Source organism: Pseudomonas sp. UBA6562 (assembly GCF_002434265.1).
GTDB lineage: Bacteria > Pseudomonadota > Gammaproteobacteria > Pseudomonadales > Pseudomonadaceae > Aquipseudomonas.
Map to the genome: position 1 here is coordinate 37,782 of NZ_DJJS01000003.1, position 14,703 is coordinate 52,484.

12 protein-coding genes are annotated in these 14,703 nt (G+C 66.6%); 6 read left to right on the forward strand and 6 right to left on the reverse strand.

Going from position 1 to position 14,703, the window contains the following annotated elements:
- Positions 1 to 177: 177 nt before the first annotated feature.
- The gene (locus tag B4M43_RS02880) at positions 178 to 675 is read right to left on the reverse strand and encodes a cupredoxin domain-containing protein (RefSeq protein WP_296264012.1); all 498 of its coding nucleotides are present in this window, start codon (positions 673 to 675) and stop codon (positions 178 to 180) included.
- Positions 676 to 831: 156 nt separating this feature from the next.
- Here B4M43_RS02880 and B4M43_RS02885 point away from each other — a divergent pair, with 156 nt between their 5' ends.
- Entirely contained in the window at positions 832 to 1,512 is a 681-nt protein-coding gene (locus B4M43_RS02885) for a heavy metal response regulator transcription factor (protein WP_296264014.1), read from the forward strand.
- Positions 1,509 to 2,891, forward strand: a complete 1,383-nt coding sequence (locus tag B4M43_RS02890) for a heavy metal sensor histidine kinase (RefSeq protein ID WP_296264016.1) — start codon at positions 1,509 to 1,511, stop codon at positions 2,889 to 2,891. Before B4M43_RS02885 ends, B4M43_RS02890 begins: the two co-directional genes overlap by 4 nt.
- On the opposite strand, the gene prpF is transcribed toward B4M43_RS02890, so the two are convergent.
- The 5 genes from prpF to B4M43_RS02915 form a co-directional block, all read right to left on the reverse strand.
- Positions 2,857 to 4,041 (reverse strand): 2-methylaconitate cis-trans isomerase PrpF, encoded by a 1,185-nt coding sequence (gene prpF / locus B4M43_RS02895; RefSeq protein ID WP_296264018.1) that lies wholly within the window; start codon positions 4,039 to 4,041, stop codon positions 2,857 to 2,859. The genes B4M43_RS02890 and prpF overlap by 35 nt on opposite strands.
- Before the next feature lie 152 nt (positions 4,042 to 4,193).
- Positions 4,194 to 6,782 carry a Fe/S-dependent 2-methylisocitrate dehydratase AcnD gene (gene acnD, locus B4M43_RS02900; RefSeq protein WP_296264020.1) on the reverse strand — a complete coding sequence of 863 codons (2,589 nt, stop codon included), beginning with the start codon at positions 6,780 to 6,782 and terminating at the stop codon, positions 4,194 to 4,196.
- Positions 6,783 to 6,857: 75 nt separating this feature from the next.
- On the reverse strand, positions 6,858 to 7,985 hold the full coding sequence (gene prpC, locus B4M43_RS02905) for a bifunctional 2-methylcitrate synthase/citrate synthase (protein ID WP_296264022.1): 1,128 nt from the start codon (positions 7,983 to 7,985) through the stop codon (positions 6,858 to 6,860).
- Positions 7,986 to 8,045: 60 nt separating this feature from the next.
- A complete protein-coding gene (gene prpB, locus B4M43_RS02910) occupies positions 8,046 to 8,936 on the reverse strand; it encodes a methylisocitrate lyase (protein WP_296264023.1) in 891 nt (296 codons plus the stop codon).
- Entirely contained in the window at positions 8,933 to 9,649 is a 717-nt protein-coding gene (locus B4M43_RS02915; protein WP_296264025.1) for a GntR family transcriptional regulator, read from the reverse strand. The genes prpB and B4M43_RS02915 overlap by 4 nt, the downstream gene beginning before the upstream one ends.
- 294 nt (positions 9,650 to 9,943) lie before the next feature.
- On the opposite strand from B4M43_RS02915, the gene B4M43_RS02920 reads away from it, so the two are divergent.
- The 4 genes from B4M43_RS02920 to pabB all read left to right on the forward strand — a co-directional run bounded on the left by B4M43_RS02920 (position 9,944) and on the right by pabB (position 14,661).
- Positions 9,944 to 10,480: an ATP-dependent zinc protease gene (locus B4M43_RS02920; RefSeq protein ID WP_296264027.1), complete on the forward strand. Its 537-nt coding sequence runs from the start codon at positions 9,944 to 9,946 to the stop codon at positions 10,478 to 10,480.
- Positions 10,481 to 10,485: 5 nt separating this feature from the next.
- Positions 10,486 to 12,021, forward strand: coding sequence for an inactive transglutaminase family protein (locus tag B4M43_RS02925; protein ID WP_296264029.1), 1,536 nt, complete (start codon positions 10,486 to 10,488; stop codon positions 12,019 to 12,021).
- Entirely contained in the window at positions 12,021 to 13,001 is a 981-nt protein-coding gene (locus B4M43_RS02930) for an alpha-L-glutamate ligase-like protein (RefSeq protein WP_296264031.1), read from the forward strand. Before B4M43_RS02925 ends, B4M43_RS02930 begins: the two co-directional genes overlap by 1 nt.
- Before the next feature lie 316 nt (positions 13,002 to 13,317).
- Positions 13,318 to 14,661: an aminodeoxychorismate synthase component I gene (gene pabB / locus B4M43_RS02935; protein WP_296264033.1), complete on the forward strand. Its 1,344-nt coding sequence runs from the start codon at positions 13,318 to 13,320 to the stop codon at positions 14,659 to 14,661.
- Positions 14,662 to 14,703: the final 42 nt, after the last annotated feature.

Here is a 14,703-nt window from a genome sequence, read left to right on the forward strand (position 1 = left end):
GGCCCGACCGGCCGTGGCTGAGGTAGCTTTGCGCGACACCGCAGGTTACTGCTGCTCGCAACGCTGCCCTTCTACCCTGCGACTTATCAGACGGTAGACGGCTCCAGCATTTGCGCCCGATATCGTTGCGGGCAACGCAGGTCTGTATCTGGTTCGAAGCACTGCCCACTTTGCGTCTCACTTGATGGTCAGCGGTCCCACCATTCCCGCCTGATAATGCCCTGGCACGTTGCAGGCGAACTCGATGGGTGCCGAGGCGCTGAAGGTCCAGGTCAACTCCGCACGTTGGCCCGGCTGCACCAGCACGGTATTGCCCGCACCATGCGCATGGGCGCCGTGGCCATGCTGCATGGCGTCGTGTCCGCTGCCTTGCTGAACGGCACCGGCGAACGTCTGCCCTTGCATCGCCAGCATCTCTTTCTGGTGTTCGACGTGCATGGCCTTGTCGCCCAGGTTGAATTCGTGGGGCAGTTTGCCTTGGTTGATCAGCACGAAGCGCACGGTCTCGCCTGCCTTGACCTGCAGGCTGGAAGGCTCGAAAGCGATGTCCTTGAGCAGCACCTCGACGGTGCGGTCGGCCTGGGCGGCCGGCGCCGGTTGGCCGAAGGCGAAAGTATCGGCCAGGGCCGGGAGGCTGAACAACGACAAGGCAGCGGTGAGCAACAGCGGTTTCATGGATACTCCAATGGCGGTGGAACGCGATGCAGCCACCCTACCCACCCGTCGCTGGCGAACACCTGACACGCAGATTACAAAGCTGTCAGCTTGGCCGCGCCGCGCCCGCCTGACGTATCCTTGCCCCGCCGCGAATGCCCAGGGAAACCCTCCACCATGAAGTTGCTGATCGTCGAAGACCAGACCAAGACCGGCCAGTACCTGTGCCAGGGCCTGCGCGAAGCGGGTTTCGCCACCGAGCTTACCGGCGACGGCGACACTGGCCTACACCTGGCGCTGACCGGCGACTACGACCTGTTGCTGCTCGATGTGATGCTGCCGGGACGCGACGGCTGGCAGATCGTGCAGCGCGTACGCGAGGCCGGCCTCGACACGCCGGTGCTGTTCCTCACCGCCCGCGACACCGTGCAGGACCGCGTGCGGGGTCTGGAGCTGGGCGCCGACGATTACCTGGTCAAGCCATTCGCCTTCGCCGAGCTTTTGGCACGGGTGCGCAGCCTGCTGCGCCGTGGCGGCAGCGCCACCCAGGAGACTTCCCTCAGCGTCGCCGACCTGCGCCTGGACCTGATCCGCCGCCGGGTCGAACGCGCCGACCGCCGCCTTGACCTCACTGCCAAGGAATTCGCCCTGCTCGAACTGCTCCTGCGCCGCCAGGGCGAGGTGCTGCCCAAGTCGCTGATCGCCTCGCAGGTGTGGGACATGAACTTCGACAGCGACACCAACGTCATCGAGGTGGCGATCCGCCGCCTGCGCCTGAAGATCGACGACGCCCACGCCACCAAGCTGATCCACACCGTGCGCGGCATGGGCTACGTGCTCGAGGAACGCTTGCAATGAAGCTGCGCCTGTCGCTCGGCACGCGCCTTGGGTTGCTGTTCGCCGCCTGTACCGCCACGGTGTCGTTGATTGCCGGGCTGTCGTTCAGCCAGGCCAGCGCCGGCCATTTCATCGAACTCGATCAGCAGTTGTTGACGGGGCGATTGTCGCAGTGGCGCCAGCAACTGTCGGGTCTGCAAACGGCCGGCGACCTGCCCGCGCACTTGACCGAGCTGCGTGCCGAGCTGGGCCATCAGGCCGACTTGGCGCTGCGCATCCGCAGCGTGCAGGGTGACACTTGGTTCGTCAGCCGCACCGACCTGCCGCCGGCGCCTGCACGTCCGGGCCTGGGCACCCAGCATGCGCGCGGGGTCGACTACCGCAGCCTGGAAGCGCCGCTGCGCAGCGACGACCCCCAATCGCCGCGCCTGACGCTGTACCTGGACATCACCCACCATCAACATTTCCTGCAACGCATGCAGCAGTTGATCTGGCTGACCGTCGGCCTCTCGGCCCTGGCCACTGCGCTGCTCGGCGCCTGGGCAGTGCGCCGCGGCCTGCGCCCACTGCGGCAGATGGGCAAGGTGGCCGCCAGCGTGTCGGCGCGCTCCCTGACCACACGATTGCCGGCCCAGGAACTGCCGGACGAACTGGCGGAGCTGGCCACGGCGGTCAACGCCATGCTGCAGCGTCTGGACGACGCCTTCCAGCGCCTGTCGGCGTTCTCCGCCGACATCGCCCACGAGCTGCGCACGCCCCTGTCGAATCTGCTCACCCACACCCAGGTCACCCTCACCCGCCCGCGCAGCCTGGAGCAGTACCGCGAAACGTTGCACGGCAACCTCGACGAATTGCAGCGCATGGCGCAGATGGTCAACGACATGCTGTTCCTGGCCAAGGCCGACCATGGCCTGCTGGTGCCGGGGCAGCAGCCGTTGCGACTGGAAGACGAGGTCGATGCCCTGCTGGAGTACTACGCGGTGCTGGCCGAGGACGCCGACGTGCGCCTGGGCCGCGAGGGCCAGGCAGCGCTGCACGGGGACCGCCAGATGCTGCGCCGAGCGTTGTCCAACCTGCTCGACAATGCGCTGCGCTTCACCCCCGCAGGTGGCGAAATCCGTGTGACCCTGGCGCCCGGCGTGCGCCTGTGCGTGGCCAATACCGGGCCAGGCGTCGAGCCTGAGGTGCTGCCACGCCTGTTCGACCGCTTCTACCGCGCCGATGCCGCGCGCAGCGACGGTGGGCGCGAACATGCCGGGCTGGGGCTGGCCATCACCCGGTCGATCGTGCAGGCCCACGGCGGGCGGATCTGGATGGAGAGCGAGGCAGGTTGGACCCGCGTGAACATCGAGCTGCCTGTCGTCTCTATACGCTCGGCACCCGCACCCAGCCTTCCATGAGCACCCGCGCGCTGCGGCTCATCAGCGCCTTGGTCACCGTCCACTGTCCGTCCACCTGCCGCGCTTCGGCGCCCACTCGCAGGCTGCCGGACGGATGCCCGAAACGTACCGCGCTGCGCGCCCCACCCCCCGCCGCCCGATTGACCAGCGTGCCGGGAATCGCCGCGGCCGTGCCGATGGCCACCGCTGCGGTGCCCATCATGGCGTGGTGCAGTTTGCCCATGGACAAGGCCCGCACCAGCAGGTCGATGTCTTCGGCCTGCACCACTTTACCGCTGGAGGCCGTATAGCTTGCAGGGGGTGCCACGAAGGCCACCTTGGGCGTGTGCTGGCGGTTCGCAGCCTCCTCCAGCTGGCCGATCAGGCCCATGCGCAAGGCGCCGTGGGCGCGCAGGGTTTCGAAACGCGCCAGCGCGGCAGGGTCGCCATTGATCGCGTCTTGCAGTTCGCTGCCGGTGTAGCCGAGGTCGACGGCGTTGACGAAGATGGTCGGAATGCCGGCATCGATGAGGGTCGCCTTCACGCTGCCGATACCCGGCACCTCCAGGGTGTCGACCAGATTGCCGGTCGGGAACATCGCCCCGCCCTCGCCTTCTTCGTCGGCCGCCGGGTCGAGAAACTCCAACTGCACCTCGGCCGCCGGGAAGGTCACGCCGTCGAGTTCGAAGTCGCCGGTTTCCTGCACCTCGCCCGCGCTGATCGGCACATGGGCGACGATGGTCTTGCCGATGTTGGCCTGCCAGATGCGCACGGTGGCCACGCCGTCCTGGGGAAGGCGCGCTGCCTCGACGAAACCGCTGGCGATGGCGAAGGCGCCGACCGCCGCCGACAGATTCCCGCAGTTGCCGCTCCAGTCGACGAAGGCACGGTCGATGGCTACCTGGCCGAACAGGTAGTCGACATCGTGGCCGTCGCGCTGGCTGGGCGACAGGATCACCGCCTTGCTGGTGCTGGAGGTGGCGCCGCCCATGCCGTCGATCTGCTTGCCGTAGGGGTCGGGGCTGCCGATGACGCGCAACAGCAAGGCGTCGCGCGCAGGGCCAGGGACCTGTGCGGGTTCGGGCAGGTCGGCCAGGCGGAAGAACACGCCCTTGCTGGTGCCGCCACGCATGTAGGTGGCGGGGATCTTCAATTGCGCTGCATGTGCCATGGTGCGTTCCTGTAGGCCAGCGCTGCCGTGGCGGGCGCTGGTGGGTTGGGTCGTGCGGTGGCTGCCGACATCCTCCGGCTAAGCGCCAGCGACACCGTATCGATGCGTGTTGACCGATCGCGCCACCGAAACGGCAGAGCCGGCCCGTCGAATCAAACAGCCGCTTCCAGAAAATCCTGGGCAAAGCGCTGCAGTACGCCACCGGCTTCGTAGATGGACACTTCTTCTCCCGTGTCCAGCCGGCAGGTCACCGGCACTTCCACGCGCTTGCCGTCGCGCCGGGTGATCACCAACGTCAGGGTGGCGCGCGGCGTGCGCGGGCCGACCACGTCGTAGGTTTCGCTGCCGTCGAGCGCCAGGGTGTGGCGGGTGGTGCCGGGGTGGAACTCCAGCGGCAGCACGCCCATGCCCACCAGGTTGGTGCGGTGGATACGCTCGAAACCCTCGGCGACGATGGCTTCCACCCCCGCCAGGCGCACGCCCTTGGCCGCCCAGTCGCGGGACGAGCCCTGGCCGTAGTCGCCACCGGCGACGATGATCAGCGGCTGCTTGCGCGCCATGTAGGTTTCGATGGCCTCCCACATGCGCACCACCTGCCCTTCCGGTTCCAGGCGCGCCAACGAGCCCTGGCGCACCTTGCCGTCGGCATCGCGGACCATCTCGTTGAACAGCTTGGGGTTGGCGAAGGTGGCGCGCTGCGCGGTCAGGTGGTCGCCGCGGTGGGTGGCGTAGGAGTTGAAGTCTTCTTCCGGCACGCCCATCAGCGCCAGGTACTCGCCGGCGGCGCTGTCGCGCATGATCGCGTTGGACGGCGACAGGTGGTCGGTGGTGATGTTGTCCGGCAGCACCGCCAGCGGGCGCATGCCGGTCAGGCTGCGGGCACCGGCCAGCGCGCCTTCCCAATACGGCGGGCGACGAATATAGGTGCTCGTGGGGCGCCAGTCGTACAGCGGCGGCACCTTCGGCCCGCTGTCCGCCTCGAGGGCGAACATGGGGATGTACACCTGGCGGAACTGCTCGGGCTTGACCGCCGCCTTGACCATGGCATCGACCTCGGCGTCGCTCGGCCACAGGTCCATCAGGCGAATCTCGCGGCCATCGACCACGCCCAGCACGTCTTTCTCGATGTCGAAACGGATGGTGCCGGCCAGGGCATAGGCCACCACCAGCGGCGGCGAGGCGAGGAACGCCTGTTTGGCGTAGGGGTGGATGCGCCCGTCGAAGTTGCGGTTGCCCGACAGCACCGCCGTGGCGTACAGGTCGCGGTCGATGATTTCCTGCTGGATCTGCGGGTCGAGGGCGCCGGACATGCCGTTGCAGGTGGTGCAGGCGAAGGCGACGATGCCGAAGCCCAACTGCTCCAGCTCCCGCTCCAGCCCCGCTTCCTGCAAGTACAGCTGCACCGCACGCGAACCGGGCGCCAGCGACGACTTGACCCACGGCTTACGGGTCAGCCCCAGGCGGTTGGCGTTGCGCGCCAGCAGGCCGGCGGCGATGACGTTGCGCGGGTTGCTGGTGTTGGTGCAGCTGGTGATGGCGGCGATGATCACCGCGCCATCGGGCATCTGCCCCGGCACGTCGTCCCAGGCGCCGGCGATGCCGCGCGCGGCGAGGTCGCGGGTGGCGACGCGGGCATGGGGGTTGGAAGGGCCGGCCAGGTTGCGCACCACACTGCCCAGGTCGAAGCCGAGCACGCGCTCGTAGTGGGCGTCTGCCAGATCGTCCGCCCACAGGCCGGCGACCTTGGCGTAGGTCTCCACGAGCTGCACTTGCTGCGTCTCGCGGCCGGTCAGGCGCAGGTAGTCGAGGGTCTGCTCGTCGATGGCGAACATGGCGGCAGTGGCGCCGTATTCGGGGGCCATGTTGGAGAGGGTCGCGCGGTCGCCCAGGGTCAGCGCGCGGGCGCCCTCGCCGTAGAATTCCAGGTAAGCGCCGACCACCTTCTGCTGGCGCAGGAACTCGGTCAGGGCCAGGACCAGGTCGGTGGCGGTAATGTTGGGCGCCAGGCGACCACGCAGCTCCACCCCGACGATTTCCGGCAGACGCATCCACGAGGCGCGGCCGAGCATGACGTTCTCCGCCTCCAGGCCGCCCACGCCGATGGCGATCACGCCCAAGGCGTCGACGTGCGGGGTGTGGCTGTCGGTGCCCACGCACGTGTCGGGGTAGGCCACGCCCCCCTCGCTGTGGATCACCGGCGACATTTTCTCCAGGTTGATCTGGTGCATGATGCCGTTGCCGGGCGGAATCACTTCGACGTTCTTGAACGCCTGCTTGGTCCAGTCGATGAAGTGGAAGCGGTCTTCGTTGCGGCGGTCTTCGATGGCGCGGTTCTTCTCGAAGGCCTGCGGGTCGTAGCCGCCGCATTCCACCGCCAGCGAATGGTCGACGATCAGTTGCACCGGCACCACCGGGTTGACCTGGGCCGGGTCGCCGCCCTTGTCGGCGATGGCGTCGCGCAGGCCGGCCAGGTCCACCAGCGCGGTCTGGCCGAGGATGTCATGGCACACCACGCGGGCCGGGTACCAGGGGAAGTCGAGGTCGCGCTTGCGTTCGATCAGTTGCCCGAGGCAGGCGTCGAGCGTGGCCGGGTCGCAACGGCGCACCAGGTTTTCCGCCAGCACCCGCGAGGTGTAGGGCAAGCCGGCATAGGCGCCCGGCCGCAAGGCCTCGACGGCCGCGCGGGCGTCGAAATAATCCAGCTCGGTGCCGGGCAAAGGGGTTCGGTAGGCTGTGTTCATATCGTTATGGGCTCTATCACGGTCATCGGGTGCCACCTGCGGCCACCGGGGACGCTCAGGCCCCCGGTGCGGCATTTAACGCTGCTCGAGCGGCACGTACGGGCGCTGCGCTACCCCGGTGTATTCGGCGCTGGGGCGGATGATGCGGTTGTTCTCGCGTTGCTCGAACACGTGCGCGGCCCAGCCGGTCAGGCGCGAGCAGACGAAGATGGGCGTGAACAGCTTGGTCGGAATGCCCATGAAGTGGTACGCCGAGGCATGGTAGAAGTCGGCGTTGGGGAACAGGCGCTTCTGCTCCCACATGGTCTTGTCGATCGCTTCGGACACCGGATACAGCACGCGGTCGCCCGCCTCTTCGGCGAGCTGGGCGGCCCAGCCTTTGATGACCTCGTTGCGCGGGTCGGACTCTTTGTAGATGGCATGGCCGAAGCCCATGATCTTGTCCTTGCGCTCGAGCATGGCCAGCAGCTCGGCGGTGGCCTCCTGCGGGCTGGCGAAGCGTTCGATCAGCTCCATGGCCGCCTCGTTGGCGCCGCCGTGCAGCGGCCCGCGCAGCGAGCCGATGGCGGCGGTGATGCACGAATACAGGTCCGACAAGGTCGAGGCGCAGACCCGCGCGGTGAAGGTGGAGGCGTTGAATTCGTGTTCGGCGTAGAGGATCAGCGAGACGTTCATCACCTTGACGTGCAGCGCGCTGGGCGGCTTGCCGTGCAACAGCGCCAGGAAGTGGCCGCCGAGGGTGCTCTGGTCGCTGTCGCAGTCGATGCGCACCCCGTGGTGGCTGAAGCGGTACCAGTAGCAGACGATAGCCGGGAACAGCGCCAGCAGGCGGTCGGTGCGGTCGTGCTGGGCGCCGAAGGTCAGTTCCGGCTCGAGGGTGCCGAGCATCGAGCAGCCGGTGCGCATCACATCCATGGGGTGGGTGTCGCGGGGAATGCGTTCGAGTACGTCCTTGAGCGCCTGAGGCAAATTGCGCAGGCCCTTGAGCGTGGTCTTGTATTCGTCCAGCTGGGCGGCGCTGGGCAGTTCGCCATAGAGCAGCAGGTAGGCCACTTCTTCGAATTCGGCATGGGCGGCGAGATCGCGCACGTCGTAGCCGCGGTAGGTCAGCCCGGCGCCGGCCTGGCCCACGGTGGACAGCGCGGTCTGCCCGGCGACCTGGCCACGCAGGCCTGCGCCACTCAATACTTTTGCTTCGGCCATGGTGTTGCTCCTTTTATTGAAATTGTCAGGGAGTCATCGGCTTATGAGGTGTAGCGGGTGTCAGCTCTTCCCCTGGGAAAAAAGCGCGTCCAGATGTTGCTCGAAGGCGTGGTAGCCGATGGCGTCGTACAGCTCCATGCGCGTCTGCATGGTGCCCAGCACCTGCTGTTGGGTGCCGTCGCGGCGCAGCGCGGCGTAGACGTTTTCGGCGGCCTTGTTCATGGCGCGGAAGGCCGACAGCGGGTACAGCACCAACGACACGTCGACCGAGGCCAGCTGCTCGGTGGTGAACAGCGGCGTAGCGCCGAATTCGGTGATGTTGGCCAGCACCGGCACGCCGACGCGGTCGACGAAGGTCCGGTACATGGGCAGTTCGGTGATGGCCTCGGGGAAGATCATGTCGGCGCCGGCTTCGACACAGGCGGCGGCACGGTCCAGCGCGGCGTCCAGGCCTTCGACGGCCAGTGCGTCGGTACGCGCCATGATCACGAAGCTGTCGTCCAGACGCGCGTCCACGGCGGCCTTGATGCGGTCGACCATTTCCTGCTGCGTGACGATGGCCTTGTTCGGCCGATGGCCGCAGCGCTTGGCGCCCACTTGGTCCTCGATGTGCACCGCAGCGGCGCCGAACTTCTCCATCGAGCGTACGGTGCGTGCCACGTTGAAGGCCGAGGCGCCGAAGCCGGTGTCGATGTCCACCAGCAGCGGCAGGTCGCAGACATCGGTGATGCGCCGCACGTCGGTCAGCACATCGTCCAGGCCGCTGATGCCCAGGTCCGGCAAACCCAGCGAGCCGGCCGCCACGCCGCCGCCGGACAGGTAGATGGCCTTGAAGCCGGCGCGCTTGGCCAGTAGTGCATGGTTGGCGTTGATGGTGCCGACCACTTGCAGGGGATGCTCGGCGGCGACTGCGTCGCGAAAGCGTTGGCCGGGGGTACGCGTGCTGCTCATTGATCACCTCGGGTGCTGGAAGAATCGGCGGCCAGGGCATGGCGCTCGATGTTGCGGCGCGACGCGCCGATGTGCCGGCGCATCAAAAGCTCGGCCAGTTCGCCGTCGCCGGCTTCGATGGCGTCGAGGATGCGGTGGTGCTCGGCGAAGGCCTGGTGCGGGCGGTTGGGCGTGGTGGAGAACTGGATGCGGTACATGCGCACCAGTTGGTACAGCTCGCCGCAGAGCATCTGCACCAGGGTCTGGTTGCCGCTGCCGTGAATGATCCGGTAATGGAAATCGTAGTCGCCTTCCTGCTGGTAGTAGCCCAGCCCTGCCTGGAACGCGGCGTCCTGCTCGTGGGTGTCGAGCACCTGGCGCAGGGCCTGGATCTGCTCGGCGCTCATGTGCTCGGCGGCCAGACGACAGGCCATACCTTCCAGGGACTCGCGAATCTGGTACAGCTCGATCAGCTCCTGGGTGCTCAGCGACACCACGCGGGCACCGACATGCGGCACGCGCACGACCAGACGCTGGCCTTCGAGGCGGTGGATGGCCTCGCGCAAGGGGCCGCGGCTGATGCCGTAGGTGCGGGCCAGTTCGGGTTCGGAAATCTTGCTACCGGGGGCGATGTCGCCCTGGATGATTGCGGCCTGGATACGCCGGAACACGTGCTCGGAGAGGGTTTCGCCTTCGTCGACGGTTGTCTGCGCGGATACGGCGGTTGCTTGCATTATTGTCGACACCTTGAAAGCTGTTAACGGCAAATCTAGCCATTAACTGGCCAACGGTCAATGCCAAACACCGGGATTGTCGACAATCGCGCTCAAGAGAAACTCCTTTCCCGCTTCGCTGTCTGAACGCCGCCCGCTGGCGTCCGTACCTCGGCGTGGTAGACTGCCGCGCCGCTTGGCGGTGCAGGCCCAGCCTGCCTGCCGCGACTCAAGCGCGATGGCAGCTGAACGAGGATGCGCAGGCAGCCGCTGCCCGCCGTCCGCCTCAACTTCGCACCGTACTGCGCCAGGATTATGAAACCCACACCCGCTCTATCGCTGCTCTGCCTGCTTCTGCTGCCCGCCTTCGCCCAGGCGGCGGACAAGACCGTCTACGGTCTGAACGAGTACGCCCGTCTGGGCGGCCTCGATCTGGAAGTGGCCGCCAAGCTCGACACCGGCGCCAAGACCGCCTCGCTCAGCGCCCGCGACATCAAGCGCTTCAAGCGCGACGGGGAAAGTTGGGTACGCTTCTACCTGGGCATCGACAGCGCGCACAAACACCCCATCGAACGCCCCTTGGCCAGAGTCAGCAAAATCAAGCGCCGTGCCGGCGACTATGACGGCGAATCGGGCAAGGCCTACACCGCCCGCCCGGTCATCGAACTCGAGATCTGCATGGGCCGCACGCAGCGCACCATCGAGGTCAACCTCACCGACCGCAGCGCGTTCCAGTTTCCCCTGTTGATCGGCTCCGAAGCGCTCAAGCACTTCAGCGCCGTGGTCGATCCAAGCCTCAAATACGCGGCCGGCAAACCTGCCTGTGCCCCCGAAGCTCCTACCGCAGAGTAATTCCGATGCGTTCTCTTACCCTTCACCTGAAAGTCCTCATCACCGTCCTGGTGCTGCTGGGCATCATGGTCACGGCCTATCAGATCTTCTTCCTCGGCATTCCGGTGACCGAAGACGAGACCGACGACTTGTGGAACATCGACGCCAAGGTCGAGTTCGTGGCCAGCACCAAGGACCCGGTCAAGGTGCAGATGTTCGTGCCGCCGCTCAATCGCGATTACGTCAGCCTCAACGAGAGCTTCATCTCCAACAACTACGGCGTGAGCGTCAACCGCGCCGACGGCAACCGCAAGGTGACCTGGTCGGCGCGCCGCGCCAGCGGCAACCAGACCCTCTATTACCGTCTGGTGCTGACCAAGCGCTACAGCACCGAAAAGGCCAAGATCAAAGGCCCGACCTTCCGCGACAGCCTGGCCGTCGAAGGCCCGGAAAAGGTCGCCGCCGAAGCCTTGATGGCGCCGATCCGCCAGCATTCTGCCGACGTCGAAACCTTCGTCGGCGAGACCATCAAGCGGGTCAACAACCTCAACGACGACAACGTCAAACTGCTGCTGGCCGGCGACACCTCGGCATTGAACAAGGCCAAGGTCATCGACCTGCTGCTGTCCATCGCCCACGTGCCGATGGAAAAGGTGCACACCATCCGCCTGGTGGCCGACACCCCGCAAACCCCTGAACTGTGGCTGCGCAGCTTCAACGGCAGCGACTGGCTGTACTTCAACCCCGACACCGGCGAACAGGGCCTGCCCAGCGACCGTCTGATGTGGTGGAGCGGCGACGACAACCTGGTCACCGTCGATGGCGGCAAGCGCGCCAACGTCACCTTCAGCCTGAACAACAGCGAGATGAACGCCATCCGCCTGGCCAAGCTGACCGACGAGAACACCGACGCCGACTTCCTCGAATACTCGCTGTACAGCCTGCCGCTGCAAACCCAGCAGACCTTCATGATCATGGTCATGATCCCCATCGGCGTGCTGGTCATCCTGGTGCTGCGCAACCTGATCGGCATCCAGACCCTGGGCACCTTCACCCCGGTGCTGATCGCCCTGGCCTTCCGCGAAACGCAACTGGGTTTCGGCATCGCGCTGTTCACGGTGATCACCGCACTGGGCCTGTCGCTGCGCTCGTACCTGGAGCACCTCAAGCTGCAGATGCTGCCGCGCCTGTCGGTGGTGCTGACCTTCGTCGTGGTGCTGATCGCCGCCATCAGCCTGTTCAGCCACAAGTTGGGCCTTGAGCGCGGGCTGTCGGTAGCGCTGTTCCCGATGGTGATCCTGACCATGACCATCGAGCGGCTGTCGATCACCTGGGAAGAGCGTGGTGGCGGCCATGCCATGAAGGTCGCCATCGGCACGCTGTTCGCTGCCTCCCTGGCGCACCTGCTGATGATGGTGCCGGAGCTGGTGTACTTCGTCTTCACCTTCCCGGCCGTGCTGTTGATCCTGGTGGGCTTCATGCTGGCGATGGGTCGCTACCGCGGCTACCGCCTGACCGAGCTCGTGCGCTTTAAGGCGTTCCTGAAAAAGGCTGACGGCTGATGTTCGGACTGATCAAGACCTGGCGAGCCCTGGAGGCGCGGGGCATCATGGGCATCAACCGGCGTAACGCCGACTACGTGCTCAAGTACAACAAGCGCAGCCTGTACCCGGTGGTGGACGACAAGATCATCACCAAGGAACGGGCCCTGGCCGCCGGCATCCATGTGCCGGAGATGTACGGCATCATCGAGACCGAGAAGCAGATCGACACGCTGCACGAGATCATCGGCGGGCGCAGCGATTTCGTCATCAAGCCGGCGCAGGGCGCCGGTGGCGACGGCATCCTGGTGGTCGCCGACCGCTTCGAGGACCGCTACCGCACGGTGTCGGGCAAGATCATCAGCCACGAGGAGATCGAGCACCAGGTGTCGAGCATCCTCACTGGCCTGTACTCGCTGGGTGGGCATCGCGACCGCGCGCTGATCGAGTACCGCGTCACCCCCGACCAGATCTTCAAGAGCATCAGCTACGAAGGCGTGCCCGACATCCGCATCATCGTGCTGATGGGCTACCCGGTGATGGCCATGCTGCGCCTGCCGACCCGGCAGTCCGGCGGCAAGGCCAACCTGCACCAAGGCGCCATCGGTGTGGGCGTGGACCTGGCCACCGGCGTCACCCTGCGCGGCACTTGGCTGAACCGCATCATCAGCAAGCACCCCGACACCACCAACTCGGTCGACGGCGTGCAACTGCCGACCTGGGACGGCTTCATGAAGCTGGCCGCCAGTTGCTATGAACTGTGCGGCCTGGGCTACATCGGGGTGGACATGGTGCTGGACCAGGACAAAGGCCCGTTGATCCTGGAGCTCAACGCCCGCCCGGGCCTGAACATCCAGATCGCCAACGACTGCGGCCTGACCCAGCGCACCCACGCCATCGAGGCCCACCTCGAAGCCCTGGCCAAGGACGGGCTGAGCGAAGATGCCGAGCAGCGTGTGAAGGTCGCCCAGGGTTTGTTCGGGCACGTGCCGGCGTATTGACCATGGCCGGGTTCGCCCGGCACTGGCCGCACTCTCGAAGGGGAGCGCACCTTGGGCGCACGGCGCTGGCGCGCCGAGAGCATGTCCAGCGCCTTGGTGCACGGCACACGTCTCGATAGGCGTGCGTCGAAGGCGGGTGACGTCCGATAGGGGACGTCCCGCCCGAATCACCCGCCGAGCCTGAACGCCCCACCAGGCGCCAGTCGGCATTGCCCCTGCCCGACCGTCGCCTCAAGGCTTTTCATACAGAGCCTAGGCGCCCTTCCCACACCGGACTACAATCGCCCTCCTCGCTTTGCCATCACTGCCCTGACTGATGCCGACCTGTACGCTCCACCCCCTGCCCTATCAGCCCGACCCCGCCGTGTATTTCGCCTACGTGCGCGAGGCACCTGGCGCCGTACTGCTCGACAGCGCCCGGCCTGGCGCCGAGCGCGGCCGCTTCGACCTGCTCAGCGCCTGGCCGCTGCAACAGCTGCAAGCGCACGTCGACGAAACCGGTACGGCGTACCTGCGGCGCCTGCGCGGGGCCTTGCACGGGTTGGGCGAGGCGGCACTGCCGGAAGGCTGCGAGCTGCCCTTCGCAGGTGGACTGATCGGATACCTGAGCTACGATTTCGGCCGCCGCCTGGAGCCGTCGCCGGCCTGCGCGGTGGACGACCTCGGCCTGCCCGACGCGCACTTGGGCCTGTATGGCTGGTCGCTGATCAGCGACCACCGTTTGCGCACCACCCAGCTGGTCTTCCACCCCCGGGTGGAAGCGCACGAGCGCGCCCGCCTGGTGCGCTTGTTCGACACCGACGCAGCGCCGCAACGCACTGGTTTCCGCCTCTTGGAACCAATGCGCGGCGACCTCGACCGCCAGCAGTACCGCCAGGCCTTCGACCGTGTGCAGGCCTACATCCAGGCCGGCGACTGCTACCAGATCAACCTCACGCAACGCTTCCGCGCACCCTGCGCGGGCGATCCCTGGCACGCCTACCAGGCGTTGCGCGGCGCGTGCCCCACGCCGTTCTCGGGCTTCATGCAACTGGCCGATGGCACGGCGCTGTTGAGCTTTTCTCCCGAGCGCTTCATCCAGGTGCGTGGCAAACAGGTGGAAACCCGGCCGATCAAGGGCACCCGCCCGCGCGCCAGCGCCCCGGAGCAAGACGCCGCCAACGCCCGCGAGCTGCTCGCGAGCGCCAAGGACCGCTCGGAAAACCTGATGATCGTCGACCTGCTGCGCAACGATCTGGGTCGCAGTTGCGAGATCGGCTCGGTGCGGGTGCCGGAGCTGTTCAGCCTGGAGAGCTACCCCAACGTCCATCATCTGGTGAGCAGCGTCACCGGCCGCCTGGCGCCGGGCAATGACGCCCTGGACCTGATCGCGGGCAGCTTTCCCGGCGGCTCGATCACCGGCGCACCGAAGATCCGCGCCATGCAGATCATCGACGAGCTCGAGCCCCATCGCCGGGCGTTGTATTGCGGCTCCCTGCTGTACCTGGACGTACGCGGCGAGATGGACAGCTCCATCGCCATCCGCAGCGTGTTGGTCAAGGACGGCCAGGTCTGTTGTTGGGGCGGCGGCGCGGTGGTGGCCGATTCGGACTGGCAGGCGGAGTTCGAGGAATCGATCGCCAAGGTGCGGGTGCTGATGGAAACCTTGCAGGACTTGTAGCGGCCGAAGGTCGCCAAGGGTCGCCTCGTTACCGCTTGGGTG

Excerpts from the sequence above, each read along its gene's own strand:
- B4M43_RS02880 (WP_296264012.1), bottom strand. The coding sequence starts at position 675 with ATGAAACCGCTGTTGCTCACCGCTGCCTTGTCGTTGTTCAGCCTCCCG.
- B4M43_RS02885 (WP_296264014.1), top strand. The coding sequence starts at position 832 with ATGAAGTTGCTGATCGTCGAAGACCAGACCAAGACCGGCCAGTACCTG.
- B4M43_RS02890 (WP_296264016.1), top strand. The coding sequence starts at position 1,509 with ATGAAGCTGCGCCTGTCGCTCGGCACGCGCCTTGGGTTGCTGTTCGCC.
- prpF (WP_296264018.1), bottom strand. The coding sequence starts at position 4,041 with ATGGCACATGCAGCGCAATTGAAGATCCCCGCCACCTACATGCGTGGC.
- acnD (WP_296264020.1), bottom strand. The coding sequence starts at position 6,782 with ATGAACACAGCCTACCGAACCCCTTTGCCCGGCACCGAGCTGGATTAT.
- prpC (WP_296264022.1), bottom strand. The coding sequence starts at position 7,985 with ATGGCCGAAGCAAAAGTATTGAGTGGCGCAGGCCTGCGTGGCCAGGTC.
- prpB (WP_296264023.1), bottom strand. The coding sequence starts at position 8,936 with ATGAGCAGCACGCGTACCCCCGGCCAACGCTTTCGCGACGCAGTCGCC.
- B4M43_RS02915 (WP_296264025.1), bottom strand. The coding sequence starts at position 9,649 with ATGCAAGCAACCGCCGTATCCGCGCAGACAACCGTCGACGAAGGCGAA.
- B4M43_RS02920 (WP_296264027.1), top strand. The coding sequence starts at position 9,944 with ATGAAACCCACACCCGCTCTATCGCTGCTCTGCCTGCTTCTGCTGCCC.
- B4M43_RS02925 (WP_296264029.1), top strand. The coding sequence starts at position 10,486 with ATGCGTTCTCTTACCCTTCACCTGAAAGTCCTCATCACCGTCCTGGTG.
- B4M43_RS02930 (WP_296264031.1), top strand. The coding sequence starts at position 12,021 with ATGTTCGGACTGATCAAGACCTGGCGAGCCCTGGAGGCGCGGGGCATC.
- pabB (WP_296264033.1), top strand. The coding sequence starts at position 13,318 with ATGCCGACCTGTACGCTCCACCCCCTGCCCTATCAGCCCGACCCCGCC.